Origin of the sequence: Luteimonas sp. WGS1318 (assembly GCF_043187535.1) — a bacterium.
GTDB lineage: Bacteria > Pseudomonadota > Gammaproteobacteria > Xanthomonadales > Xanthomonadaceae > Luteimonas.
Map to the genome: position 1 here is coordinate 1449635 of NZ_CP171131.1, position 22824 is coordinate 1472458.

23 protein-coding genes and 4 tRNA genes are annotated in these 22824 nt (G+C 70.6%); 9 read left to right on the plus strand and 18 right to left on the minus strand.

Annotated elements, in window-relative coordinates; all coding sequences use genetic code 11:
• The first annotated feature begins 196 nt into the window (after nucleotides 1-196).
• Nucleotides 197-1828 (plus strand): FMN-binding glutamate synthase family protein, encoded by a 1632-nt coding sequence (locus ACF3M1_RS06615; protein ID WP_394005205.1) that lies wholly within the window; start codon nucleotides 197-199, stop codon nucleotides 1826-1828.
• Nucleotides 1829-1832: 4 nt separating this feature from the next.
• On the opposite strand, the gene arsC is transcribed toward ACF3M1_RS06615, so the two are convergent.
• The 7 genes from arsC to ACF3M1_RS06650 all read right to left on the minus strand — a co-directional run bounded on the left by arsC (nucleotide 1833) and on the right by ACF3M1_RS06650 (nucleotide 7780).
• Nucleotides 1833-2189 (minus strand): arsenate reductase (glutaredoxin), encoded by a 357-nt coding sequence (gene arsC, locus ACF3M1_RS06620; protein ID WP_394004788.1) that lies wholly within the window; start codon nucleotides 2187-2189, stop codon nucleotides 1833-1835.
• Entirely contained in the window at nucleotides 2186-3478 is a 1293-nt protein-coding gene (locus ACF3M1_RS06625; RefSeq protein ID WP_394004789.1) for a dicarboxylate/amino acid:cation symporter, read from the minus strand. Before ACF3M1_RS06625 ends, arsC begins: the two co-directional genes overlap by 4 nt.
• 102 nt (nucleotides 3479-3580) lie before the next feature.
• Nucleotides 3581-4051 (minus strand): GNAT family N-acetyltransferase, encoded by a 471-nt coding sequence (locus ACF3M1_RS06630; protein WP_394004790.1) that lies wholly within the window; start codon nucleotides 4049-4051, stop codon nucleotides 3581-3583.
• Nucleotides 4048-4833, minus strand: a complete 786-nt coding sequence (locus ACF3M1_RS06635; protein ID WP_394004791.1) for a L,D-transpeptidase — start codon at nucleotides 4831-4833, stop codon at nucleotides 4048-4050. The genes ACF3M1_RS06630 and ACF3M1_RS06635 overlap by 4 nt, the downstream gene beginning before the upstream one ends.
• Nucleotides 4834-4906: 73 nt before the next feature.
• Nucleotides 4907-6004 (minus strand): dipeptide epimerase, encoded by a 1098-nt coding sequence (locus ACF3M1_RS06640; protein WP_394004792.1) that lies wholly within the window; start codon nucleotides 6002-6004, stop codon nucleotides 4907-4909.
• A gap of 19 nt (nucleotides 6005-6023) precedes the next feature.
• Nucleotides 6024-7433, minus strand: a complete 1410-nt coding sequence (locus tag ACF3M1_RS06645) for an SH3 domain-containing protein (RefSeq protein ID WP_394004793.1) — start codon at nucleotides 7431-7433, stop codon at nucleotides 6024-6026.
• Nucleotides 7434-7703: 270 nt separating this feature from the next.
• Nucleotides 7704-7780: transfer RNA gene (locus tag ACF3M1_RS06650), tRNA-Asp, on the minus strand.
• A gap of 349 nt (nucleotides 7781-8129) precedes the next feature.
• On the opposite strand from ACF3M1_RS06650, the gene ACF3M1_RS06655 reads away from it, so the two are divergent.
• A complete protein-coding gene (locus ACF3M1_RS06655) occupies nucleotides 8130-8291 on the plus strand; it encodes a hypothetical protein (protein WP_394004794.1) in 162 nt (53 codons plus the stop codon).
• Nucleotides 8292-8296: 5 nt separating this feature from the next.
• Here the strand turns inward: ACF3M1_RS06655 and ACF3M1_RS06660 are convergent.
• From ACF3M1_RS06660 to ACF3M1_RS06670, 3 genes are all read right to left on the minus strand, one after another.
• A tRNA-Asp gene (locus ACF3M1_RS06660) sits at nucleotides 8297-8373 on the minus strand.
• Between the two features lie 19 nt (nucleotides 8374-8392).
• Nucleotides 8393-8467 (minus strand) — tRNA-Val (locus ACF3M1_RS06665).
• Nucleotides 8468-8487: 20 nt separating this feature from the next.
• Nucleotides 8488-8766 carry an HU family DNA-binding protein gene (locus ACF3M1_RS06670; protein WP_096208882.1) on the minus strand — a complete coding sequence of 93 codons (279 nt, stop codon included), beginning with the start codon at nucleotides 8764-8766 and terminating at the stop codon, nucleotides 8488-8490.
• A 245-nt stretch (nucleotides 8767-9011) separates the two neighbouring features.
• Between ACF3M1_RS06670 and ACF3M1_RS06675 the strand changes: the two genes are divergently transcribed.
• Nucleotides 9012-10991, plus strand: a complete 1980-nt coding sequence (locus ACF3M1_RS06675) for a SurA N-terminal domain-containing protein (RefSeq protein ID WP_394004795.1) — start codon at nucleotides 9012-9014, stop codon at nucleotides 10989-10991.
• Between the two features lie 396 nt (nucleotides 10992-11387).
• Here the strand turns inward: ACF3M1_RS06675 and ACF3M1_RS06680 are convergent, their stop codons facing one another.
• Together ACF3M1_RS06680 and gloB are read right to left on the minus strand one after the other, a co-directional pair.
• Nucleotides 11388-12578 carry a transglycosylase SLT domain-containing protein gene (locus tag ACF3M1_RS06680; RefSeq protein WP_394004796.1) on the minus strand — a complete coding sequence of 397 codons (1191 nt, stop codon included), beginning with the start codon at nucleotides 12576-12578 and terminating at the stop codon, nucleotides 11388-11390.
• Nucleotides 12575-13339 (minus strand): hydroxyacylglutathione hydrolase, encoded by a 765-nt coding sequence (gene gloB, locus ACF3M1_RS06685; RefSeq protein ID WP_394004797.1) that lies wholly within the window; start codon nucleotides 13337-13339, stop codon nucleotides 12575-12577. The genes ACF3M1_RS06680 and gloB overlap by 4 nt, the downstream gene beginning before the upstream one ends.
• 44 nt (nucleotides 13340-13383) lie before the next feature.
• Here gloB and ACF3M1_RS06690 point away from each other — a divergent pair, with 44 nt between their 5' ends.
• From ACF3M1_RS06690 to dnaQ, 3 genes are read left to right on the plus strand one after another with little or no spacing between them, the layout of a single operon-like run.
• Nucleotides 13384-14031 (plus strand): hypothetical protein, encoded by a 648-nt coding sequence (locus tag ACF3M1_RS06690; RefSeq protein ID WP_394004798.1) that lies wholly within the window; start codon nucleotides 13384-13386, stop codon nucleotides 14029-14031.
• A 21-nt stretch (nucleotides 14032-14052) separates the two neighbouring features.
• Nucleotides 14053-14499, plus strand: coding sequence for a ribonuclease HI (rnhA, locus tag ACF3M1_RS06695; RefSeq protein WP_394004799.1), 447 nt, complete (start codon nucleotides 14053-14055; stop codon nucleotides 14497-14499).
• 23 nt (nucleotides 14500-14522) lie between these two features.
• On the plus strand, nucleotides 14523-15245 hold the full coding sequence (dnaQ, locus tag ACF3M1_RS06700) for a DNA polymerase III subunit epsilon (protein ID WP_394004800.1): 723 nt from the start codon (nucleotides 14523-14525) through the stop codon (nucleotides 15243-15245).
• A gap of 22 nt (nucleotides 15246-15267) precedes the next feature.
• Here the strand turns inward: dnaQ and ACF3M1_RS06705 are convergent, their stop codons facing one another.
• Nucleotides 15268-15972, minus strand: a complete 705-nt coding sequence (locus ACF3M1_RS06705; protein ID WP_394004801.1) for a PP2C family protein-serine/threonine phosphatase — start codon at nucleotides 15970-15972, stop codon at nucleotides 15268-15270.
• Nucleotides 15973-16140: 168 nt separating this feature from the next.
• Between ACF3M1_RS06705 and ACF3M1_RS06710 the strand changes: the two genes are divergently transcribed.
• Nucleotides 16141-18654, plus strand: a complete 2514-nt coding sequence (locus tag ACF3M1_RS06710) for a sensor histidine kinase (protein WP_394004802.1) — start codon at nucleotides 16141-16143, stop codon at nucleotides 18652-18654.
• Nucleotides 18651-19001 (plus strand): response regulator, encoded by a 351-nt coding sequence (locus ACF3M1_RS06715; protein WP_394004803.1) that lies wholly within the window; start codon nucleotides 18651-18653, stop codon nucleotides 18999-19001. Before ACF3M1_RS06710 ends, ACF3M1_RS06715 begins: the two co-directional genes overlap by 4 nt.
• 12 nt (nucleotides 19002-19013) lie before the next feature.
• Here the strand turns inward: ACF3M1_RS06715 and ACF3M1_RS06720 are convergent, their stop codons facing one another.
• The 3 genes from ACF3M1_RS06720 to ACF3M1_RS06730 form a co-directional block, all read right to left on the minus strand.
• Complete coding sequence (locus tag ACF3M1_RS06720) at nucleotides 19014-19235, minus strand: hypothetical protein (RefSeq protein WP_394004804.1); 222 nt, start codon at nucleotides 19233-19235, stop codon at nucleotides 19014-19016.
• Nucleotides 19232-20578 (minus strand): sigma-54-dependent transcriptional regulator, encoded by a 1347-nt coding sequence (locus ACF3M1_RS06725; RefSeq protein WP_394004805.1) that lies wholly within the window; start codon nucleotides 20576-20578, stop codon nucleotides 19232-19234. Before ACF3M1_RS06725 ends, ACF3M1_RS06720 begins: the two co-directional genes overlap by 4 nt.
• Nucleotides 20579-20715: 137 nt before the next feature.
• Nucleotides 20716-20806, minus strand: a tRNA-Ser gene (locus tag ACF3M1_RS06730).
• Nucleotides 20807-20916: 110 nt separating this feature from the next.
• On the opposite strand from ACF3M1_RS06730, the gene ACF3M1_RS06735 reads away from it, so the two are divergent.
• On the plus strand, nucleotides 20917-21327 hold the full coding sequence (locus tag ACF3M1_RS06735; protein WP_394004806.1) for a DUF6165 family protein: 411 nt from the start codon (nucleotides 20917-20919) through the stop codon (nucleotides 21325-21327).
• A gap of 18 nt (nucleotides 21328-21345) precedes the next feature.
• On the opposite strand, the gene ACF3M1_RS06740 is transcribed toward ACF3M1_RS06735, so the two are convergent.
• Together ACF3M1_RS06740 and ACF3M1_RS06745 are read right to left on the minus strand one after the other, a co-directional pair.
• On the minus strand, nucleotides 21346-21723 hold the full coding sequence (locus tag ACF3M1_RS06740) for a hypothetical protein (RefSeq protein WP_394004807.1): 378 nt from the start codon (nucleotides 21721-21723) through the stop codon (nucleotides 21346-21348).
• The gene (locus ACF3M1_RS06745) at nucleotides 21720-22823 is read right to left on the minus strand and encodes a glycosyltransferase family 9 protein (protein ID WP_394004808.1); all 1104 of its coding nucleotides are present in this window, start codon (nucleotides 22821-22823) and stop codon (nucleotides 21720-21722) included. Before ACF3M1_RS06745 ends, ACF3M1_RS06740 begins: the two co-directional genes overlap by 4 nt.
• Nucleotide 22824 lies beyond the last annotated feature (1 nt).

The window sequence follows — 22824 nt, forward strand, 5'->3', positions numbered from 1 at the left end:
GGGGGCGGGGAACGACGTCGGGGAGCACCACGCTAGGGCGCTCGATGCCAAACCGCCGTGAAGTCGTCACCCTGACGCCGCGGTTCAGCCTTGACGCACTTGCAGCGGGCCGTTGCTTACGATGACGGCACTGACGGGCCCGCGATCCGCGTGCGGTTGCGCCGTCTCCCTGTCCGCAATCCCGAGAAGGAGACCGATGGTCCGTTACCTGGCGTACGGCGCGAGCGTCGTGATGACACTGGTATCCCTGCTGATGGTGCTGCGCGTCGGCAGCGTCGGCTGGATGCTGGCGACACTGGTGTTCGCCGGCCTGTCCGTCCTGGGTACGCTCGACATCCTGCAGCCGAAGGCGACCCTGCGCCGGCTGTATCCGCTGACCGCGCATTTCCGCTACGGCCTGGAGTCGTTCCGTCCCGAGATCCGCCAGTACTTCATCGAGGACGACCAGGACGAGGTGCCGTTCTCGCGCCAGCAGCGCGCCCTGGTCTACCAGCGGGCGAAGAACGTCAGCGACGTGGTGCCGTTCGGCAGCGAGCTGCCGATGTACGGCTCGCACTACGAATGGATCAATCATTCGCTGGTGCCCGCCCATGCGGAGTCGCACGACTTCCGCATCCCGGTCGGCGAGGAACGCGCGCAGCCCTATGCCGCCAGCGTCTTCAATATCTCGGCGATGAGTTTCGGCTCGCTGTCGGCGAATGCGGTGCGGGCACTGAATCTCGGCGCGCAACGGGGCAACTTCTATCACGACACCGGCGAGGGTGCGATCGCGTCCTACCACCGGGAGCATGGCGGCGATCTGGTCTGGGAAATCGGTTCGGGCTACTTCGGCTGCCGCGATGCGCAGGGCCGTTTCGATGAAGACCGGTTTGCCGCGCAGGCGGCCGACCCCCAGGTCCGGATGATCGAACTCAAGCTGTCGCAGGGGGCCAAGCCCGGCCATGGCGGCATGCTGCCCGGCGCGAAGGTCACGGCGGAAATCGCCGAAACGCGCGGCATCCCGATCGGCGTGGACTGCGAATCGCCGGCCGCGCACACCACGTTCTCCACGCCGGTGGGCCTGCTGGAGTTCGTCGACCGCCTGCGCACGCTGTCGGGCGGGAAGCCGACCGGCTTCAAGCTCGCCATCGGCCATCCCTGGGAGTGGTTCGGAATCGCGAAGGCGATGCTCGAGACCGGCATCGTGCCCGACTTCATCGTCGTCGACGGTGCCGAGGGCGGCACCGGCGCGGCGCCGTCGGAGTTCATCAACCATGTCGGGTTGCCGCTGCAGGAAGCGCTGATGCTGGTGCACAACACGCTGGTCGGCGTCGGGCTGCGCGAACGGGTGCGGGTTGCGGCCGCCGGCAAGATCACCAGCGGGTTCGACATCGCGCGTGCACTGGCGATGGGCGCGGACTGGTGCAACGCGGGTCGCGGCTTCATGTTCGCGCTCGGCTGCATCCAGTCGCGCACCTGCCACACCGACCACTGTCCGACGGGCATCGCCACGCAGGATCCGGCGCGCTGGCGTTTGCTCGACGTGCCGGACAAGGCGGACCGCGTGTTCCATTTCCATCGCAACACGTTGCGCGCGCTGCGCGACATGCTGGGCGCGGCGGGTCTGGAACATCCGATGCAGCTCGGGCCCGAGCACATCCTGCGGCGCGTGTCGCCGACCGAGGTGCGCTCGCTCGCGGCGCTGTACCGGTTTCTCGAGCCCGGCGAGCTGCTGGGCGGCGTGCCCGAGCACGCGGTCTTCCGGACCTTCTGGCCGCACGCGCGCACCGACAGCTTCGCCGCGCCCGCGCGCGCGGCGGCGATGCACGTGGCCAAGCGGAAGGCCTGAGGCCTCAGTCCAGCAGCTGCCGCAGACGTTCGGTCGGGCGCCCGATCACGGCGCGTGTCCCGCGCACGAGGATGGGGCGTTCGATCAGTTCCGGGTGTGCGGCCATCGCCTCGACGAGGGCGTCGTCGTCGAGGGCGTGCGAGGCGAGCCCGAGCCTGCGGTAGGTGTCTTCGCCGCTGCGCAGCAGGGCGCGTGGTTCGAGGTCGAGCATGCGCAGCAATGCGCGCAGCGTCGCCGCGTCCGGCGGGGTGTCCAGGTAGTGCACGACGCGCGGCGCGATGCCGTGCTCGGCCAGCAGCGCAAGGGCGGCGCGCGATTTCGAGCAGCGCGGATTGTGGTACAGCACGAACGCGTCGTTCATGAGGTGGATCCGGGATCGGGCAGGTCGGTGGCGCCGCTGCGACGGGCGACCACGGCCGTCGCGGTGACCTGGCCGCTGGTGTTGGCGACGGTCGCGAAAACGTCGGGAATGGTGTCCACCGCGAGCAGCACGCCCAGCGGCTCGACCGGCAGCCCCATCGCCTGGGTGACCGGAAGATTGTTGGTCATGAAGCTCACCTGGCCCGGCAGGCCCACCGAGCCCATGCTGATGACGATGCTCAGGCCGACCGCGATCGTCAGCTGGGCCGGTCCCAGCTCGACCCCGTACATCCAGGCGATGAAGATCACCACGCTCAGGTACTGCGTGGGGCTCGCGATCCGGAACAGTGACACCGCCATCGGCAGCACGAGCGAGGTCACCGCGAGCGGATAGCCCAGGCGCTGCCGCGCGCTGTCCACCATCACCGGCAACGAGGCTAGCGACGACTGGGTACTCGCGGCGATCGCCTGCACCGGCAGCAGCGCGCTGGCGAAGCGCCGCAATCCTTCCCTGGCGACGACGACCGCGACGCCGTACATCAGCAGCGTGATCCCGACATAGAGCGTGCACTGAAGCGCGATGTAATAGCCCAGCGCGGTGAGCACGCCGAGCCCGACGTGCGCGCAGACGGCGAGCACCAGCGCGAACACGCCGAGCGGCGCGGCCCACAGCACCCAGCGCACGATGACCAGCATGGTGTCGCCGATGGCCCGCACCAGTTCCAGCATGCGCTGGCGCCGCTCGGGCTCGAGCCGGGTCAGCGCGAAGCCGAAGAACATCGAGAACACCACCAGGGGCAGCATCGCGCTCGCCGCCGCGGCGGCAATCGCATTGCTCGGGATCACGCTGGTGATCCAGAGTCCGAAGTCCGGCGCCTGCGGCAGGACCTCCGGCGCCTGGATCGCGGCGCGGAACAGCGCCACCTGCGCCTCGTCGCGGGGCAGCAGCGCCAGGAACGCGGGCGCGGCGACCGCGGCGAACGCGCCGCACACGGCGAGCAGGATCGCGAACACCGCCATCGCCATCCGCGCGCTGCGGCCCGAGGCCGCCGCATCGGCCGCCGAATTGATGCCGACGATCACCAGCGCCGCGACCAGTGGCACCACGGTCATCTGCAAGGCATTGAGCCAGAGCCGGCCGACCGGTTGCGCGATGTCGGCCGCCGACGTTGCGATATCAGCATCCCACGCCGACAACGAGAGGCCGACAGCCGCGCCGAGCACCAGGGCGAGGAGCACGCGGGCCGGCATCGACAGCCGGAAAGCGGAGGGCGGAGCGGCGTCGGTCATCGGCGTCGGACGAGGGGTGGGCCCCCGCAGCATGCCACGCGCGTCACGGCCGGTCCGTCGCGCGCGCCATCGTCCCGACTCGATCACCTGGCATGCAGTGGCTCAGTCCACCGCCGTCAGGTCAAGCGTCAGCATGTCGCGATGGTCGTCGCGGAATCCCGCGCGCAGATACAGCGCCTTGGCGCGGGGGTTGTGGTGATGCACCTCCAGCCGCAGCCGCATCGCGCCCCAGTCGCGGGCCCGCTGCGCCGCCAGCGCGAGCGCGGCGGCACCGAGGCCACGACCGCGCGCGTGATCGGCGACGAACAGCTCGTCCAGCAGGACGTATGCGCCGCCCTGTTCGAGACTGAAACCACGCGTGAGCGCGAGATACCCGGCCTTGGCATCGTCGCCGAGCAACAGGATCGTGCCGTGCAAGGCGTCGGTGATCAGCGCCGTCGCGGCCTCGGCGACGCGGCCGGCATCGAAGGGAATGCGGTCCTCGGCGCAGAAGGTGCGCATCATCGCCAGCAGCGCGGGCAGATCGGCTGTGGTGGCCGGTCGCGCGCTGAGCGGCCCGTCCGCGGTGCTCACGGCTGCAGCGCCGGCAACTGCCACGGTGCTGACAGCCGCGCGTAGTCGGCCTCGGGCATCAGGACGAAGCGCGGCGTCAGCGCAGGATCGAGCCACTGCAGGACGGTGTCGAGCGCGGCCTCGTCCATCGCCGTGCAGCCTGCGGTGGTCTCGTCGGCGCGGCGCAACAGGTGCGCGAAGATGCAGCTGCCCTGGCCGGGCACACCGTCGGCGTTGTGCTCGATGACGAACCCGCGCCGATAGCGGATGTCGCCGTCGTTGTGCAGGTCGAGACGCATCTGTTCGGTCGAGCCGGCGACCGCGTCCTCGCCGACGTCGCGCGCATCGACGATGCGGTTGTAGAGCGGGGACGCCGGCACGTCGATGCAGTAGTGCGAGGCCTGCATCGGCAGGTAGGGCAGGGCGCCGATGCCGGTGGCGGCATAGCCGAACGCGGTGCCGATCGCGAAGATGCCGGCGGGCGCGCGGCCATCACCTTCGCGCTTCTGAGGACCCTGCGCCTGCGGCGGATGCAGGCCGAGGCCCCAGCCGCTGCCGCTGCGGCCGAGCATCACCGGCACCGCGGCGCCTACCGGCTGCCACGCCCCGCGCCCATCGCGCTCGAACCGCTGCAGGCGCGCGGCCGGTGCATCCCAATGCGCGCTGGTGACCACGACGAGCTGACGGGCATCGGCCAGCGGCGCCGGCGTCGTCGTCGGCTGCATGCTGCTGCAGGCGGCGAGGAGCAGCATCAGCGCCGGCAGGCACCAGCGGGCGGACGGGCGAAGCATCGGTGTGTGCATCGGGGTCTCCTGGAGCGGGGTTCGCAGGCGCAGCGGTGGGCCATCGACAAGGCCGTGCCCGCTCGCGTGCACCTCAGAGCCTAACGGGTTCGACGCCGGCCACCGACACGATGCCGAGGCCCGGCGCGTCGCCGAGTGCGATGTGCGGCCCGTCGAAACGCGCGCCGCCCTCGGCCGGGTTCTCCGCACACAGTGCCGGGCCGTCGAGATCAACGAAGGTGATCACGTCCGATCGCGCGACCGCGAGGTGGGCCGCGGCGGCCACGCTGATACTGCTCTCGAGCATGCAGCCGATCATGCACGGCATCCCGTGCAGTCCGGCGATGTCGGCGAGCTTGATCGCATTCGACAGTCCGCCGCTCTTCATCAGTTTGATGTTGACGATGTCCGCCGCGCGCAGGCGGATCAGCTCGATCAGTGCGCGCGGGCCGAAGACGCTCTCGTCGACCATCACCGGCGTCGCCACGCGCTCGGTCACGAACTTCAGGCCGGCGAGATCGTCGGCCTTGACCGGCTGCTCGAGCAGCTCGGGCAGGATGCCCTCGGCTTCCAGCCGGTGCATCGCGTGCACGGCCTGCTTCGGGGTCCAGCCCTGGTTGGCATCGAGACGCAGCCGCGCGCGGCCGTCGACCGCGGCGTGGACCGCGCGGACACGCGCCAGATCCGTCGCCGGGTCCAGGCCGATCTTGATCTTCAGGGCGGCATAGCCGCGATCGAGGGCCGACAGCGCATCGGCCACCATCGTGTCGACGGCGTCGACACTGATCGTGATGTCGGTCGAGAGCGTCGGTGTGCCGCCGCCGAGGATGCGATACAGCGGCGCACCGTGGCGCTGGGCGAACAGATCGTAGAGTGCGATCTCGACAGCGGCCTTGGCGCTGGTGTTGTGCGCCAGCGCGGTGTGCACGCGCTGAAGCAGATCGTTGAAGCCGTCGATGTCGCCGCCGAGCAAGCGGGGCCCGATGACGCCCGAGATCGCCGCGACGATCGTGGCGCAGGTCTCGCCGGTGATGGCCGCGGTGGCCGGGGCTTCGCCGTAGCCGGTGTGGCCGGTGTCGGTATGGACCGTGACCAAGACAGCCTCGACGGCGCCGACGGTGCGCACGGCAGTCTTGAACGGCGTGCGCAACGGCACGCGCAGGGTGCCCAGATCGATTCGAGTGATCTTCATCGGAGCGGCGTCCGGACGCTCAGCGCACGCGCTGGAGGCTGGTGATGCGGTCGATCATCGGCGCACCGTCGGCATCGGCGAGCAGCGGTGTCGTCGGCGTGACCACGACTCCGTTGAGCGGCACGCGGCGGATCGCGCCGTCGTCGCCGCGCAGGTAGGTGCCTGCGGTGTCGTGGATCACCCACGGCTCGCCGTCGACGTGACCGATGACCATCATCACGTGTCCGGGCACGAACACCATGTCGCCGACGTCGGCCTCGCGCAGCAGCTGCAGGCGCTGCGCATACGGCATGTCGCTCGGCACCTCGATGCGATTCAAGGCCGTGCTCGTCGCCTGCGCGCTGGTGTTGCGTGGCAGCAGCACGCCGACACTGCGATAGATTTCCGAGACGAAGCCGCTGCAGTCGCGCGCGTTGTAGGCGTGGCCCCAGCCGTAGCGTTCGCCGAGGAACTTGAAGGCCTGGCGGATCAGTGTCGCGCGCGTGTGCGGCAGCAGATCCTCGTGCACGTCGGCAGCACGCGGAATGCTCGCCGGCGCGAACGACAGGGCGCCGTCGGCTGCGCGCACCGGCAGTTCGACGACATGGCCATAGGCCGCAATCTGGCCGTTGAGCGGGACGTCACCGGGCCACGCCACACGCGGCACGCGTGCGCCCATCTCGAGTTGCACGTCCGAGACCGCGGGCGCTTCGGGCGTGTGCACCGTATGCGCGGTTGCCCCCGTGACGACGAGACCGTCGGCCGCGCGCTCGACATAGCCGGCGACGTCGGCGCGCGCGCCCAGGGCGACATGCCGGCGCTCGATCCACGCTGCGTAACGCTCGCTGACGACGAACAGCCAGGCGCCGTCGCGGCTGCCGTGCAGCACGGCGACCGGCGCGCCCGGAAACAGCGCGTCCTCCTGGAAACGGTCGATGTCGGTGTCGTCGGCGCGACTGAACACGCGCAGCGCGGTGGGAAACGCGCGCAGGTCCGCACGCCGCACCACCAGCCCGAACGCCGGTTCGACCGTGTCGGCCACGTCGTCGAGGGCGAGGGCATTGACCAGCGCGTCGAGCGCCGACGCAGCGAGCGGGCCGTCCGCGGTGAAGCGTGGGGCGGTGGGCCGCACGGAGACCGCGGTGATCCGGTCGATCACCGTCGTGCGCGACAGCGTCGCGGGCAGTGCCAGCGGCGCGTGGATCGAGCGGTCGCGCCGCATGGCGGTATTCATGGCATCGATCGCCGCGCGATCGAGGATCTGCGCCTCCGGCGCGTCGAGGCGTTCGATCCAGAAGTCCGGCGACAGCATCGGCGCCGTCAGGCCGGGAACAGGCAGCGCATGGGCGCGCGACGCTTCGGCGTGAGCGGGGCCGGTCGCCGGCAGCGCGAACGCGACCAGGGCCGCGAGCACGACGCGGGCGAACGGGGCGGAACGGATCAGGCGCATCGCATCTCCTGCATCGCGCGCACGGCGCGCGCGCGAGTGGGCGGCTGTCGAGAATATGGGATTTCCCGAGTCGGGCAAGACGCTTCGCGCTGCGCAGGCGAGGGCGAGGCGCCGGCATCGCGGCGGCGATCGGTCGCACTGCCCCGGCCGAGGACGCGCGGCGAACGCGCGGCATCGATTCGATGCGCGGGGAGCCGCCCGCGATCGCGCTGGCGCCGGACGTCGCACACGAAAAAGCCCCGCATCGCTGCGAGGCTTTTTCGTTCCAACTGGCGGAGCGGACGGGACTCGAACCCGCGACCTCCGGCGTGACAGGCCAGCATTCTAACCAACTGAACTACCGCTCCAAGGCGCGAAATTCTACATGAAACTTCGGGTTTGGGAAGAGGCAAATGCAACTTCGATGCAATCGATGTGCGCACCCCGATGCCGTCGATTTCCGACGGCTACGCGGAGCCGGCGGACGGCGTCGTGCGGACGGTCGCGCATGCCTCGAATCTCGGGTATCGGGCCGGCGTCGTGACGACCGCCGAGGCGCGGTCAGCGCCCTCGGCATCATTCCGGAGAACTAGCGCAAGGCGGCAGCGCTCGCGCATCGCGTCGCGCGTACGCGCGCCCGCTCGAGGTTGCGCACGCGAAGATGCACGTCGCGGTTCCGGTCGTCGATCGCGTCGATCGCGTCGGTGCGGCATGGGCATGACGGACATCGTTCGCGATGCGCGCATCGCGATCATGGGGTGTCGGATCCCGGGGCCGGTCCGTCCCGATCGAGTGCGCAGCAACATCCGCTGCGCGATGGCACCCCGTGCGATCGCACAAAAAGAAAAACCCCGCGACATGCGCGGGGTTTCGCTTTGATCCGATGGCGGAGCGGACGGGACTCGAACCCGCGACCTCCGGCGTGACAGGCCAGCATTCTAACCAGCTGAACTACCGCTCCACATTGGAAACCTGGTGCGTGGTGGGTGCTGAGGGTTTCGAACCCCCGACCCTCTCCGTGTAAAGGAGACGCTCTACCGCTGAGCTAAGCACCCATGCGGAACAACCAAGCCGCTTACTTTACCGCATCCTTCAGCGCCTTGCCAGCCTTGAATGCAGGCACGGTCGACGCGGGGATCTGGATCTGTTCCTTGGTCTGCGGGTTCAGGCCGGTACGCGCAGCGCGCGGACGGGCGACGAACGAACCGAAACCGACGAAATTGACCGCTTCGCCATTCTTCAGCGCTTCGGTGATCGTGTCGAGCACGGCGTCGACGGCGCGGCCGGCATCGGCGCGCGACAGGCCGGCCTTTTCGGCGACGGCGGCAGTGATATCAGCTTTGGTATGGGCCATGAGCGTTCCTCTTCTTTTGTATGTGCGCGTGTTAGGCGTCTAGGAAACGGGTCGCCAACCGGTGCGGCGGCCCCGGGGGCGTTCGGAGGCGCATGGTACGCGATCATTCCGGGGAATACGACTTCGGCGGCCGCGTGGCACCGGACGCGGGGTTCAGCCTGTCTCCGGCGCATTCCGCGACGACGCCTGCGCCCGCGTCACCATGCGGTTAAACTGAGCGGCTCGCCCATCCCAGTGCCCGAACAATGTTGCAAGCGCTTCGAGACAAGACCAGTGGTTGGATCGCCATCGCCATCGTGGCGGTGCTGGCGGTTCCGTTCGCATTCTTCGGGATGGAGCAGTACCTCTTCCAGAACAACGCCGACTACGCGGCCAAGGTCGAGGCACCGCCGAAGTGGTGGCGTTCGGCGCCGGACGTATGGCTGGTGCGCAAGCTCGCCTGGTCGACCACCGAGGTCAGCGCCGAGGAATTCCGTCAGGCGTTCGACGCGATGCGTGAGCAGCGCCGCGAAGCCGAGGGCGAGAACTTCGACGCGCGCGGCTTCGAAACGATGGAGAGCAAGCGCGAGATCCTCGAGCAGCTGATCGACCGCGCGGTGCTCGCGCTCGCCGCCGAGCGCGCCAACATCGTGGTCGGCAACGAACAGGTGCAGGCGATCATCGCGTCGATTCCGGCGTTCCAGGTCGACGGTCGCTTCGATCCGCAGCGCTACCAGCTGGCCCTGCAGTCGGCGCAGCCGCCGCGCACGCCGCGCGAATTCGAAGCGTCGGTGCGGCTCGACCTGCAGCGCGCACTCGTGCCGCAGGCGATCGCCGAATCGGCATTCGTGACGGCGGGCGAATCGCAGCGTCTGATGCGCCTGCTCGGTGAGCGCCGCGACGTGAGCTTCGTGGTACTGCCGCCGGTCGCGGTCGACGAGGCGCCCGTGGCCGACGCCGACCTGCAGGCCTGGTTCGAATCGCACGCCAACCGCTACCGCGCGCCGGAGCAGGTGGCGCTGGAATACATCGAGGTCCGCGGCGAGAACGCGTCTGCCGACGGCGCGGTCGACGAAGCCGATGCGCGCGCGCATTTCGAGCAGGTCAAGTCGCGCTTCACCGCCGCCGAGCGTCGGCTCGCATCGCACATCCTGGTCGAGGTGCCGGCCGATGCCGACGCGGCGGCGCAACAGGCCGCACAGGCAAAGGCCGCCGACATCGCGGCACAGGCGAAGCAGCCGGGCGCGGATTTCGCGGCGCTGGCGCGCGCCGAGTCCGACGACCCGGGTTCGAACCAGGGCGGCGGCGATCTGGGCTGGATCGAGACCGGCATGATGGCCGGTCCCTTCGAGGACACCCTGTTCGCGATGCAGGCCGGGCAGGTGAGCGATCCGGTGCGCACCGACTTCGGCTGGCACGTCCTGCAGCTGCGTGAGGTCGATGCAGCGCGGCCCGTCGCGTTCGAGGACGTGCGCGAGGAGATGGAGCGCGAGGTCCGCGACAACGCCGGCTCCCAGGTCTACAACGAGCAGGTCGGTCGGATCGTCGACGAGATCAACCGCCACCCGATGTCGCTGGAGCAGGCCGCTGCGGCGGCGCAGGCGCAGGTCCGCACCATTGCGCCGTTCGCGCGTGGTGCCGGCAGTGGGATCGCGGCCAACCCGGCCGTCGTGCAGGCCGCGTTTTCCGAGGCGCTGACCCAGGACGGCACGGTCAGCGATCCGATCGAGATCGCGCCCAACCACACCGTCTTCATCCGGGTCACCAGCCACACCCCAGAACGGGCCCAGACCCTCGACGAGGTGCGCACGCGCGTGACCGCCGAGGTTCGCGCCGACCGCGCACGCCGGCAGGCGGAAGCGGCTGCCGATGCGATGGTGGCCGAGATCCAGGGCGGTGCGACGCTGCAGTCGCTGGCCGAAGCGCGGTCGCTCGAGGCGACGTCGGTGCCGGGTGTGCCGCGCGGCGCGCCGGTGCCGGATGCGAGTGCGAACCAGGCCTACTTCCGTGCGCTCGCGCCGGCCGAAGGCGCCACGACGCCCGGCCGCGTGATGCTGGCCGACGGAAGCGCCGTGGTCTTCACCGTCGACCGGGTGATCGTCGGCGATCCTGCCGAGGCCAGCGAGCAGGAGCAGACGATGTTGCGTCAGCAGCTCGGCGCGCTGCTCGGCAGCGAGGATGCCGAGGTGCTGCAGCGGGCGCTGCGCAGCGAGATGAAGATCACCGTCAACGAGGCGCGCCTCTGACGGATCGCGCTGACGCGGTGTGCACGACGAACGCCCGGCCCAGTGCCGGGCGTTCCGCATTCGGGGCAGGGGCCAGGCGGATACGGCGCGCGGCGGCGTGCGCGCACCACGCCGAGGCGCGGCCTCGGATGACGGTGCAGTGGCCCGGACCGGATCGACCGCAATCGACTTCGGTGACAACGCGAGCGTTGCGCGCTGCCGCCTTGCACGCGCAGCGCCGGTCATCGGCATGTGCGATCGGGTCGACACGGCGTGCAGTCGCGACCAGGATATTCCCGCAGGAGCAGCGGGCAGGTCGGGCACGGCCCCCTGCCATGCGATGACGAAGGCGCCCGTACGGGCCGGCGCCGGCGCTGATCGAATTCACCGCGGCCGGGCCGGCGGTGGCATGGCGCCTCAGGGGCTGCCGTCGATCCGCAGTTCCATGCCCGGGCGCAACACACTGCGGGCATCCAGTCCGTTCCCGTCCAGAAGTGAGCGGCTGCTGACGCCATACCGGCGTGCGATCGCCCAGATCGAATCGCCGTTGACCACGGTGTGGACGCGCTGGGCGCCGCCCGCGGCAGCGTCGGAGGTCGTCAGGCCGCCGTCGTCCACGCCAGTCTCCAGCGGTGCTTCGGCCATGAACACGGGCGGCGTCGCTGCGGATTGCGGCACCAGCACCTGGACCGGCTGGCCGATCCTGGCCACGCGGCCCTCGGTGTGCGCGGGGTTGAGTCGACGCAGTTGCTGGGCATCGGTCTCGTGGCGCGAGGCGAGGGTGTCGAGATCGCGGATGCCGTCCGGCACCGGGATCGCCCGCAGGACCGGCACCTCACGGTCGAGCGCGGCCATCCAGCCCTCGCGTGCCTCGGCTTCCTTGATCACGCAGGACAGGGCGTGCAGCTTGCGCACGTAGCTGTGGGTGATGTCGGGCATCGCGAGTGCGGTCGGGTCCGCGGCGGCCGGCGCCTGGCCGGCGCGCTTGAGCGCGTTGAGCACGCGGTACTCGCCCGCGTTGTAGGCCATCACCGCCAGGCGCCAATCGCCGGCGAACATCCCGTGCAGGGTCTTGAGATACCGCACCGCCGCGGTGGTGGCGTCGGCCGGCGACAAGCGGCCGTCGTAGCCGGGGCGGATCGGGATCTCGTGGTTGCGCGCGGTCACGGCGATGAACTGCCACAGTCCGGCGGGTCCGGAGGCGCTGCGTGCGCCGGGCCGGTAGCCGCTTTCGATGAAGGGAATCAGCGCGTACTCGGTCGGCAGGTGGGCCTCGCGCATGGCCTCGACCACGTAGCCGAACAGGGGCAGCACGTCACTGTTGCGCGAGGTCAACTGCCGTGGCACATGGCCGAAATGCGAACGCCAGCGGGTGCTGGCGTCGTCGCTGCAGTCCTGGTCGGCCAGGCCGTCGAGGAAGCGGCGGTAGATCTCCTGACCATTGAGGACGGTCGGTCCACCGGCGGCTGGGCCGGCGACGGCCGTCGTCGCGGCGACCGGGGCGGATACGGGGGCCGGGCTGGCCTCGGACCCGGCGACCACCGGCAGGGCCGGCATCGCCGCGAGCAACAACGCCATGGCGAGCCGGGAACCACCACGCGCCGTCATGCGCGGAATCCGTCCTTCCAGCGCCGGAGCGCGGCGAAGACCTCCACCCGATCGTCGGATCCCTCGCCCGCATGCGCGGCGACCGCGTCGCGCACGGCCGGTGCGTCGACGCGCAGAAACGGATTGCACGCCAGCTCGCTGTGCAATGGAACGGGAAGCGTCGGCCTGTGGGCACTGCGCATCGCGATGATCTCCTCTTCGCGGCGCCGCAGCGCCGCATTGTCCGGGTCCACGGCGCGTGCGAACGCGGCGTTGGACCGGCTGTATTCGTGGCCGCAGCAGACCAGGGTCTCGGCGGGCAGGGCCGCCAGTCGGTCGAGTGAGGCCAGCATCTGGGAGGGCGTACCTTCGAACAGGCGCCCACAGCCAAGGCTGAACAGGGTATCGCCGCAAAACAAGTGCCCATGCCCGAAAAATGCGATGTGCGTCGCGGTATGGCCCGGCACGGCGAGGATTTCGAAGCGCCAGGGGCCGTGTTCGAGCCGATCGCCATCGCGTACCCGCCGGCTCGCGACGGGAATGCGCGGATCCTCCGGCGCGACGATCTCCAGCGCCGGCCAGCGCGCGCGCAGTGCCGCGACGCCGCCGATGTGGTCGTCGTGATGGTGGGTCAGCAGCACCAGGCCGGGCACGAAACCGCGCTCGGCCGCGGCCAGCACCGGCTGCGCATCGCCCGGATCGACGACGATCGTGCTGCCATCGTCGGCTTCCAGCGTCCAGATGTAATTGTCGTCGAACGCGGGAATCGGCTGCAGGCGCATCGTCTCGGGGCGGTGGCGGGAGCGAAGCCCGTACAATGCCGACCATGCCCGCGATTCTCCCGACCGGTCAACCGGCCGCCGCCAGCGACTGGTTCGCCACCCCCGCCGGCCTCGCGGTCCTTGCCAGCGAGCAGGGCCTCGTCAGCGAGGCGCTCGGCGCGCACCCGGGGCTGCCGTGGCTGTGGCTGTCGCCGGGCGTGCAGGGGCATCCGGTCGAAGGCCGCGGCCTGCATCTGGTGCGCCGCGGTGATCGCCTGACCGGCCCTGTGCGCTGCGCCTGTCCGCTGCCGCTGCCGAGCGAGGCCTTCGGCGCCGTGGTGCTCCAGCATGTGGTCGGCGTGCGCGATGACGTGCTCCTCGGCGAGGCCGCACGGGTGCTCGCGCCCGGTGGCCACCTCTGGCTGCTGGTCCTCAATCCGCTGACTCCATATCGCTGGCGCTGGCGGGGCCACGGCATCGCCAGTGCCGAGCCGCTGACCTGGCGCCGTCGGCTGCGCGAGGCGGGACTGGCGCCTGACGCGGTCTCGCGCGGGGTCGGACCGAGCTGGCGCGAGATGGTCGTCACCCAGAGCCAAGACGGCCCCGGGTTGCGCGCGGCCTATGCCTTGCGCGGCCAGAAGCGGCATCTGCCCCTGACCCCCGTGCGCCGCACCCGCGCGCTGCCGATGCCGGCGGCCGCGCCGGCCACCTGACGTCCGTTTTCGCAGGATTCCATGAAGTCGATCGTGATCTACACCGATGGCGCGTGCCTCGGCAACCCCGGCCCGGGCGGCTGGGGCGCACTGCTCCGCTACCGCGACATCGAGCGCGAACTCAGCGGCGGCGAGCCGCAGACCACCAACAACCGTATGGAGCTGATGGCGGCCATCGTCGCGCTCGAAACGCTGACCGAACCCTGCCGCATCGATCTGCACACCGATTCCCAGTACGTCCGTCAGGGCATCACCGAGTGGCTGCGCAACTGGGTGCGGCGGGGCTGGAAGACCGCATCCGGTGGCGCGGTGAAGAACCAGGACCTGTGGCAGCGCCTGCAGCTGGCGACCGAGCGCCACACCGTCGAGTGGCACTGGGTCAAGGGCCACTCCGGGCACCCGGAGAACGAGCGCGTCGACGCGCTTGCCACCGCGGCCGCGCGCGCGCAGCGCAGCGCCGTCGCCTGATCCCACGACAGGAGCCCGGCCCTATGCGACAGATCGTTCTCGACACCGAAACCACCGGCCTGGAATGGAAGAAGGGCAACCGGGTGGTGGAAATCGGCTGCGTCGAGCTGATCGAGCGGCGGCCCACCGGCCGCACCTACCACCAGTACATCCGGCCCGACTGCGATTTCGAACAGGGCGCGGCCGAGGTGACCGGCCTGAGCCTGGAGTTTCTCGCCGACAAGCCGCCGTTCGAGGACATCGCCGATGCGTTTCTGGCGTTCATCGACGGCGCCGAGCTGGTGATTCACAACGCTGCGTTCGACGTCGGCTTCCTCGACTACGAACTGTCGCGCCTGGGTGCGCATTACGGCGACATCCGCGCGCGTGCGCGCGTCGAGGATTCGCTGCTGCTCGCCCGCCAGCGGTTCCCGGGACAGCGCAATTCCCTCGACGCGCTGTGCAAGCGGATGGGGGTGGACAACGCCCACCGCCAGCTTCACGGCGCGCTGCTCGATGCCCAGTTGCTCGCCGAGGTCTACCTGGCGCTCACCGCGGGCCAGCACGAGATCGGCTTCGCCGCGCCGGTCGATACCGGCCGCTCGGTGGCACGGCTGGTCACACTGCAGCCCAGCGGCGCGCGGCCCGCGCTGCGTGTGCCCGAGGATGATCTGGCCCTGCACGCCGCGCGCGTCGCGGCGATCCGTGCAAAGGCCGGGACCTGCCTGTGGGACGTCGCGCCGGACGAGGTCGCCGCCACCGCCTGAGGATCAGTCGGCCTGGCCGGCCTCACTGCCTGCGGATCAGGATCACCGTGACGTTGTCGGAGCCGCCGCCGTCGAGCGCGGCGGCGACCAGCCCGTCGACGCACTCCTGGGCACTGCATTCGGTGTGCGCCAGCACGCGGGCGATCACGGCGTCGTCGACTTCTTCGGTCAGGCCGTCGCTGCACAGCAGCAGCTGGGTGCCCGGCACCAGTTCGCCCGACAGCGTTTCCACGTTGAGCGCGTCCGGATCGGTCACGCCGAGGGCCTGGGTGACCACGTTGCGATGCGGATGGCTACGCGCCTGGTCGACGCTGAGCGCGCCCTTGGCGATCAGTTCCTGCACGTAGCTGTGGTCCTGCGACAGCTGGGCCAGCTTGGCGTCGCGCCACAGGTAGACGCGGCTGTCGCCGACCCACGCGACCTCGAAGCGCGGGCCGTTGACGCGCGCCGCGACCACCGTGGTGCCCATCGGCAGGCTGTCGTTGCGACGGCGCGACGCGCGGATGATCTCCTCGTCGGCCACGCGGATCGCCTGCGCCAGCGTGGCCCCGGTGCGGATCTCGCGCACGATGGTCTCGCGCGCCAGTGCGCTCGCGACCTCGCCGTATTCGTGACCGCCCATGCCGTCGGCGATCAGCCACAGGCCGAGTTCGCTGTCACCGTAGTACGTGTCCTCGTTGAGGTCGCGACGCAGGCCGACGTGCGTCAGATGCCCGAACTCGATCATGCGGCTCCCGGCGCGTGCGCGGTGGACTGACGTTGCGGACAACGTCGGCCACGCGGCAGGGCGGCCACCGGTACACGGTGGGGGGGCAGGGGCGGCGCAGGGGGCGGAGGAGTCGACGGCATGCGGCATTGTGGCGCCTGGGCTGTCGGCGAGCATAGGCCATGCGGCATGGGCAGGGCCAACGGCGATGGCCGTGCGCGCGCCGAAGAGGCCGCCGAACCCTGCGGCGCGCGCATGGGCACCGCCACGTCCGATCGCACTGGGCGCCGCCGCTGGCGTAAGGTGGGCGCGTCCGCCCCGATCCGGTTTCCGATGTACGAACACGCAGCGTCCTGGCCCTTCTGCGACGGTGAAATGGCCACGCGGTTCCGCGATTTCGACTGGCGCGACAGCGCCCTCGGGCCGATCGCCGGCTGGCCTGCCGCCTTGCGGCACGCGGTGGGGCTGATGCTGGAATCGCCGGTGCCGATCGCCATCGCCTGGGGTTCGGCCGGGTACTACCTCTACAACGACGCCCTGCGCCCGCTGCTCGGACAGCGTCATCCGCGGCAGTTCGCGCTGCCGTTGATCGAGGCCTGGCCGGAGATCGAGGCCCCTGTCGCCGCGATGCTGGCCGAGTCGCTCGCCGGGCGCTCGGTGCAGCTGCGAGGACACCCCTTCGACCTGATGCGCGACGGCGTCTGCGAGCGCGTGTTGTTCGACGTGGACTATTCGCCGATCCGCGACGATGCCGGACGACCCGCCGGCATGTGGCTGGTGATCCGCGAACTGGCGCGCGAATCCGCGGTGCGGGCGGCCGAGGCGAGCGGCGATCGCGAGCGCTGCCTGCTCGCGCTCAGCGATGCGCTGCGCGACCTGGCCGATCCGGGCGAGATCCACGATGTCGCGTCGGCTCTGTTGGGCACGCATCTGCAGGTGGACCGCATCGGTCATGGCGACTCGGGGCACGGCGGCCTGGTGATCCGCCAGGGCTGGCCGGGGCCCGGCCCACGTCGCGCATGGCCGGCGGCGTCGCTGGCCGCGTCGTTGATCGGCGACGGTGCGTCGTCTGCCGGGGCGGTGATCGACGACGTCGCCCGCGATCCGCGTCTCGACGCGCCCACCCGCGCGCTGCTCGTTGCCCATGAGGTCGCGGCCGCGGCGGCGCCGCCGCCACGCGCGCCCGGCATCGACCGGTTCGTGGCCCTGAGCCGCGCGCCGCGGCGCTGGACGGCGCCGGAACTGGATCTGATCCGGGAGGTCGGCGAACGCGTGCATTCCGCGGCCGAGCGTGCGCGCGCCAAGCGGGCCCTGGCCACCAGCGAGCAGCGGTTCCGGGCCGTGGCCGAGCAGGCCGAGGTCGGGATCGCGATCGCGGATCGCGACGGCTGTCTGGTCTACGTCAACGATCGCCACTGCGACGTCATGGGGCGTTCGCGCGCGGCGCTTCTCGGCGTCCGCATCCAGGCGCTGACCCATGCCGACGACTGGCCCACCGACGCCGAGCGCATGGAGGCGCTGTATCGCGATGGGACGCCGTTCACGACCGAGAAGCGCGTGCACGTCGACGGCGAGCCGCGATGGATCCGGCTCGCCGTCGGGCCCTGGCGCGACGGCACCGGCGCGATCGCCGGCAGTCTCGCCGTCAGCCTCGACCTGACCTCGCGCCGGCTCGCCGAGCAGGGGCTGCGCGACGGCGAGGCGCGGTTCCGCCAGTTCGGCGACGCCTCCTCGGACGTGCTGTGGATCCGCAACGCGCGCACGCTCGCGCTGGAATATCTCAGTCCCGCGTTCGAGGCGATCTACGGCCAGGCGCGGGCGGTGTCGCTGCGCGATCCCGATTACTGGTTGTCGATGGTCCACCCCGAGGATCTCGAGCGCGTGCGTGGCATCGTGCGCCGGGTCCGCCGCGGCGCGCGGGCCAGCTACGAATTCCGGATCGTGCGGCCCGCGGACGGGCAGGTGGTGTGGATCCGCAATACCGATTTCCCCGTGCACGACGACGCCGGCGAGGTGAAGCGCATCGGCGGCATCGGCCGCGACATCACCCGCGAGCGCGAGGATGCGGCGCTGATGGAGACCCTGGTCGCCGAGCTCCAGCACCGCACCCGCAACCTGATCGCCGTGGTGCAGTCGCTGGCGCGCCGCACGCAGCAGGAGAGCGGCGACATCGACGTCTTCGGGCGGCGTTTCGAACAACGGCTCGCTGCCCTGGGCCGCGTGCAGGGCCTGCTGTCGCAACGGCCCGACGGACACGGCGTCACCTTCGACACGCTGCTGCAGCAGGAGCTCGATGCCCACGGCGTCGGCGCCGGCGACGACCCGCGGGTCGAGCTGCGGGGACCTGCCGGGGTCCCGTTACGGGCCCGGCTGGTGCAGACCCTGGCGCTGGCGCTGCACGAGCTGACGACCAACGCCCTCAAGTATGGCGCGTTGTCGGATGCGGGTGGCCGGCTCGACATCGACTGGGATGTCGATGCAGCCGATGGCGCGCGCGCGCCGGTGCTCCGGGTCACCTGGGAGGAGAGCGGAGTGCGCCTCGACCAGACCCAGGTCACGGGGGGGTACGGCCGGGAACTCATCGAGCGGGCACTGCCGTACCAGCTCAAGGCGCAGACCCGCTACGAACTGCGTCGGGACGGCGTGTACTGCACGATCGAAGTGCCGCTGGACGACGAGAGTGGAGCGCAGGTGCCCGGATGACGCCGCGCGCATACCGCATCCTCGTGGCGGAGGACGAATACATGCTCGCCCTGCATCTGCAGGACGGGCTGACCGCGCGCGGACTCGAAGTCGTCGGGCCGCTCGCCACGCTGGGGGACGTGCAGGCCCTGCTCGATACCGGCGCGCCGCTGGATGGCGCGATCCTGGACGTCAACCTCGGTGGCGAGCGGATCTTCCCGGTGGCCACGCGGCTGCGCGCGCTCGGGATCCGCTTCGTGTTCGTGTCGGGTTACGACCGCGCGCTGCTGCCGCCCGGGTTCGGTGACGCGCCGCATTGCCTGAAGCCCGTCGACGTGGACCAGGCGCTCCGGGCGCTCGGGCTCTGACCGGCGGTCAGATCAGACCGGTGTCTGCCCGTCCGCCGGGGCGGGATGCAGCAGCGCGGCCGCGCGCCTGCAGGCGCCCGCACTCTCGTCGAGGAAATGCCCGGCACGTTGCGCATCACCCGACTCGATCGCGCTGCGCGCGGCGGCTACCGCAATGCCGGCCGCATTGACGGCGTTGCGCAGTGCGTGCAGCCAGTCCGGGTCCGCATCGCGCAACGGTGCGATGCCGTTCATTCCGCGGTGCCGTCCGCGGCCGCGCGCCGGATGCCCATGCGTGCGAGCTGGTTGTGGATCGTGCGCACGCTGACCCCGAGCGCGCGCGCGGTCGCGGTCTTGTCGTTGTCGAAATGCGCGAGCGTCTTGAGCAGTGCGCGCCGTTCGATCTCGGCGAGCGTGGTGCCCACCGAGAACAGGATCGACGTCTCCGACTCCTTCCAGACCGATGCGCTCGGCAGCTGCGGCTTGATGTGCAGGCCTTCGCCATCGTGCAGCAGATAGGCCCGCTGCACCGCGCTGCGCAACTCGCGGACATTGCCCGGCCAGCTGTGCCGCAACAGGGCCGCTTCGCTGCCCGGGGCCAGCCGCTTGGTCTGACCATAGCGGGCGTTGAGGCGATCGATGAAATGCGCGACCAGCACCACCACGTCCTCGCCGCGTTCGCGCAGCGCGGGGAGCGGCAGGCTGACATGCGCCAGCGCGTAATACAGGTCCGGGCGCAGCGTGCGCTCGCGCATCGCCTCGTCGGGATCGCGATCGCTCGCGGCCAGCAGGCGGACCGGCGCCGGTACGGGCGGACGCGCAGCATCCACGCCGAACCCGGGGTCCTCCAGTGCTTCCGCCAGTCGTGCCTGGAGCTCCAGCGGCATGTGGTTGACCGCATCCAGAAACAGCGTGCCGCCCCGTGCGCGGGCGAGCGCGCCGTGCAGCGCCGGCGGCGCATCCGGGCGCGCCTCGGGGCCGAACAGCGCGGCGGCGAGATCGGCCGGCGGCAGGGCACCGCAGTCGAGCGTGACCATCGGCCCGCTGCGACCGCTCGCGGCATGCAGGGCCGCGGCGACCAGCGCCTTGCCGGTGCCCGGTTCGCCCCAGACCAGGACCGAGGCATCGGTGGGGCCGGTCCGCAGCACGGCGTCCACCACGCTGCGGATCTGCGGCGCATTGCCGACGATGCCGCTGACCGCGGACAGATCGACTTGAGCAGGCTCGACCGGCCGCCAGCGGGCGGCGACACGCTCCATCACCCGGCGCAGCTGCGCGGGATCGAGCGGTTTGACCAGGTATTCGATGACCGGCGTGGCGACCGCGCGCGTGGCCGACTCCAGCGACGGGCGGCCGGTCACGATGACGATCTGGCCGTGCTGGGCAAGATCGACGTCGTCGAGCAGTTCCATGCCGGACCCGTCCGGGAGCTGCAGATCCAGCAGCACCAGGTCGGCGCGGGTGCGGGCGAGGAAAGTGCGCGCTTCGGCGAGGGTTTCGGCGAGCTGCACGCGGAAGCCCGCGGAGAACGCCAGTTGGCCCGCCGCACGTGCGAACGCGCCATCGTCGTCGAGGATCAGGGCAGTGGGCTGGGGCATGGCCGACTCCTAAAGCGCGGGACGGTAGTTATCGCACAGTCAACGGCGCGTGCAGGTGTGCGCGGCGGCCGAACGGCGGGTGTCTGTCGTGGGCCGTACAAACGCAAAACGCCCCTTGCGGGGCGCTTTGCGAAATCTGGCGGAGAGGGGGGGATTCGAACCCCCGAGGCGCTATTAACGCCTGCCTGATTTCGAGTCAGGTACATTCAACCGCTCTGCCACCTCTCCAGTCCCCGGATGCGCTGGGCGACTCCGGGGGCGCAATCATACGGGCCGCCTGCGCGGCCGACAAGCGGCCCGCTACACTGTGCGGCCACTTCGTCCACGTCAGGTTGCCCATGTCCGAGATTTCCGCCCCCGTGTCCTTCGGTGAGCTGCTCGACAAGATCGCGATCCTGCAGATCAAGTCCGAGCGGATCCGCGACGACGCCAAGCTCGCCAACGTCCGCCACGAGCTCACCGCGCTCGAGACCACCTGGATGGCGCATCCGGCCGCCGGTCACGACATCGTGCGCCTGCGCGCCGAGCTCAAGGCCGTCAACGAGCGGCTGTGGGTGATCGAGGACGACATCCGTCTCAAGGAGAAAGCGCAGGCCTTCGACGACGAATTCGTGCGCCTGGCGCGCAGCGTGTATTTCGAGAACGACGAGCGCGCGCGGATCAAGAAGGAGATCAACCTGGCGCTGGGCTCGGCCTACGTCGAGGAGAAGTCGTACGAGGACTACCGCGGCGGCGCGGCGGCGCCCTGAGGCGCGCGACGGCCGGAGTCACGGGCGATGCGCGGCATCGGTCTTGTGCCCGATGTACTCGTCCATCCGGCTGAGTAGACGCCACCATTCGCTGCCGTCGTCGCGGAACGTCCGCACGGCGCCCGCACGCACCAGGATCCGGCGCAGCTCGTCGTCGTCGAAGCCGCCCAGATGCTTGCGCAGCACGTCGAACGAGCGGTCGGTATAGCCCTTGTGGCCGAGGAAATGCCGCGCGGTCTCCTCGGCGGCGAACTCGGTCTTGTACTGCGTGCGCAGGCGTTCGAGCTGCTGGGTGTGCAGCTGGCGGTTGAGCAGCCAGCTCACCGCGCCGCCGACCAGCGCACCGACGATCGCGCCGACCAGCGATGCGACGACGCCGGCGGCGAACGGGGTCACGCGGTCTGCCCGAGATCGGCGCGCCGACGTTCGAACGCGGCGATCGCATCGTCGACGGTCACCAGCGACATGACCTCGTCGAACTCGATCTTGGTGCCCCATTTCAGCGCCGCAGCCGGCTTGCCGAGGAAGCGGCGCGCGGCATCGTCGTAGCGGTCCACGCAGAAGCGCCGATCGGAATACGGGCCGCTGCGCTCCGGATTGCTGGCGGCGTGCAGGCCGAGCACCTTGGTGCCCATCGCATTGGCGATGTGCATCGGGCCCGAGTCCGGGGTGACCAGCAACTGCGCGCGGGCGAGCAGCGCGGGCAACTGCTTGAGCGTGTCCTTGCCGACCAGATCGAGGGCCGGTGCGGCCATTGCAGCGAGGATCGCATCGGTGGTCTCGCGCTCCAGCGCGCTGCGCCCGCCGCACAGCACGATGCGCCAGCCGGCGTTCGCGGCATGGTCGGCCACGGCGGCGTACCGGTCGGCCGACCAGTTGCGGCGCACATGGCTGGAGCAGGGCGAGATCATCAGCACCGGCCGGCCGTCGTCGCCCCACTGCGCGCGTGCCCAGGCGTGCGCCTCGTCCGGCACGGGCATCGCCCAGGTGACTTGATCCTGGCGCAGGCCCAATGGCTCGCAGAAACTGCCGATCGCATCGAGCACGTGGATGCCGGGGCGGTCGGGAATGCGTTCGTTGACGAACAGGCCGTGCAAGTCCTTCGAGCGCGCGCGGTCGTAGCCGATCCGGCGCCGCGCGGGCACGAAGCCCGACAGCAGGTTGGCGCGCGCGGCCACCTGCATCTGCAGCAGCGCGTCGAACCGGCGCGCCTCGCCCAGCCGGGACTGCAGCACGCGGCGCGCTTCACGCATGCCGGCCAGGCCGCTCGCCTTGTCGTAGACCACCAGATCGACGTCGGGCAGGCCGTCGAGCAGCCGCGCCTCGCCCTTGCCGATCAGCCAGGTCAGCGCGACCTCGGGCCAGGCGCGCCGCAGCGTGGCGATCAGCGGCAGCACATGGGTCACGTCGCCGAGTGCCGACAGCCGCAGCAGGCAGATCGAACGGGGCCTGAAAGCAGGCGCGGACGCGGCGGAACCGGGCGGGACGGGCGTCAAG

Bases quoted from the DNA above. Each gene is read 5' to 3' on its own strand.
- ACF3M1_RS06675 (WP_394004795.1), top strand. From the start codon at position 9,012: ATGTTGCAAGCGCTTCGAGACAAGACCAGTGGTTGGATCGCCATCGCC.
- ACF3M1_RS06735 (WP_394004806.1), top strand. From the start codon at position 20,917: ATGTCCGAGATTTCCGCCCCCGTGTCCTTCGGTGAGCTGCTCGACAAG.
- ACF3M1_RS06615 (WP_394005205.1), top strand. From the start codon at position 197: ATGGTCCGTTACCTGGCGTACGGCGCGAGCGTCGTGATGACACTGGTA.
- ACF3M1_RS06690 (WP_394004798.1), top strand. From the start codon at position 13,384: ATGCCCGCGATTCTCCCGACCGGTCAACCGGCCGCCGCCAGCGACTGG.
- ACF3M1_RS06625 (WP_394004789.1), bottom strand. From the start codon at position 3,478: ATGACCGACGCCGCTCCGCCCTCCGCTTTCCGGCTGTCGATGCCGGCC.
- rnhA (WP_394004799.1), top strand. From the start codon at position 14,053: ATGAAGTCGATCGTGATCTACACCGATGGCGCGTGCCTCGGCAACCCC.
- ACF3M1_RS06670 (WP_096208882.1), bottom strand. From the start codon at position 8,766: ATGGCCCATACCAAAGCTGATATCACTGCCGCCGTCGCCGAAAAGGCC.
- ACF3M1_RS06715 (WP_394004803.1), top strand. From the start codon at position 18,651: ATGACGCCGCGCGCATACCGCATCCTCGTGGCGGAGGACGAATACATG.
- ACF3M1_RS06720 (WP_394004804.1), bottom strand. From the start codon at position 19,235: ATGAACGGCATCGCACCGTTGCGCGATGCGGACCCGGACTGGCTGCAC.
- ACF3M1_RS06640 (WP_394004792.1), bottom strand. From the start codon at position 6,004: ATGAAGATCACTCGAATCGATCTGGGCACCCTGCGCGTGCCGTTGCGC.
- ACF3M1_RS06635 (WP_394004791.1), bottom strand. From the start codon at position 4,833: ATGCACACACCGATGCTTCGCCCGTCCGCCCGCTGGTGCCTGCCGGCG.
- dnaQ (WP_394004800.1), top strand. From the start codon at position 14,523: ATGCGACAGATCGTTCTCGACACCGAAACCACCGGCCTGGAATGGAAG.
- ACF3M1_RS06655 (WP_394004794.1), top strand. From the start codon at position 8,130: ATGACGGACATCGTTCGCGATGCGCGCATCGCGATCATGGGGTGTCGG.
- gloB (WP_394004797.1), bottom strand. From the start codon at position 13,339: ATGCGCCTGCAGCCGATTCCCGCGTTCGACGACAATTACATCTGGACG.
- ACF3M1_RS06725 (WP_394004805.1), bottom strand. From the start codon at position 20,578: ATGCCCCAGCCCACTGCCCTGATCCTCGACGACGATGGCGCGTTCGCA.
- arsC (WP_394004788.1), bottom strand. From the start codon at position 2,189: ATGAACGACGCGTTCGTGCTGTACCACAATCCGCGCTGCTCGAAATCG.
- ACF3M1_RS06705 (WP_394004801.1), bottom strand. From the start codon at position 15,972: ATGATCGAGTTCGGGCATCTGACGCACGTCGGCCTGCGTCGCGACCTC.
- ACF3M1_RS06680 (WP_394004796.1), bottom strand. From the start codon at position 12,578: ATGACGGCGCGTGGTGGTTCCCGGCTCGCCATGGCGTTGTTGCTCGCG.
- ACF3M1_RS06645 (WP_394004793.1), bottom strand. From the start codon at position 7,433: ATGCGCCTGATCCGTTCCGCCCCGTTCGCCCGCGTCGTGCTCGCGGCC.
- ACF3M1_RS06710 (WP_394004802.1), top strand. From the start codon at position 16,141: ATGGGCAGGGCCAACGGCGATGGCCGTGCGCGCGCCGAAGAGGCCGCC.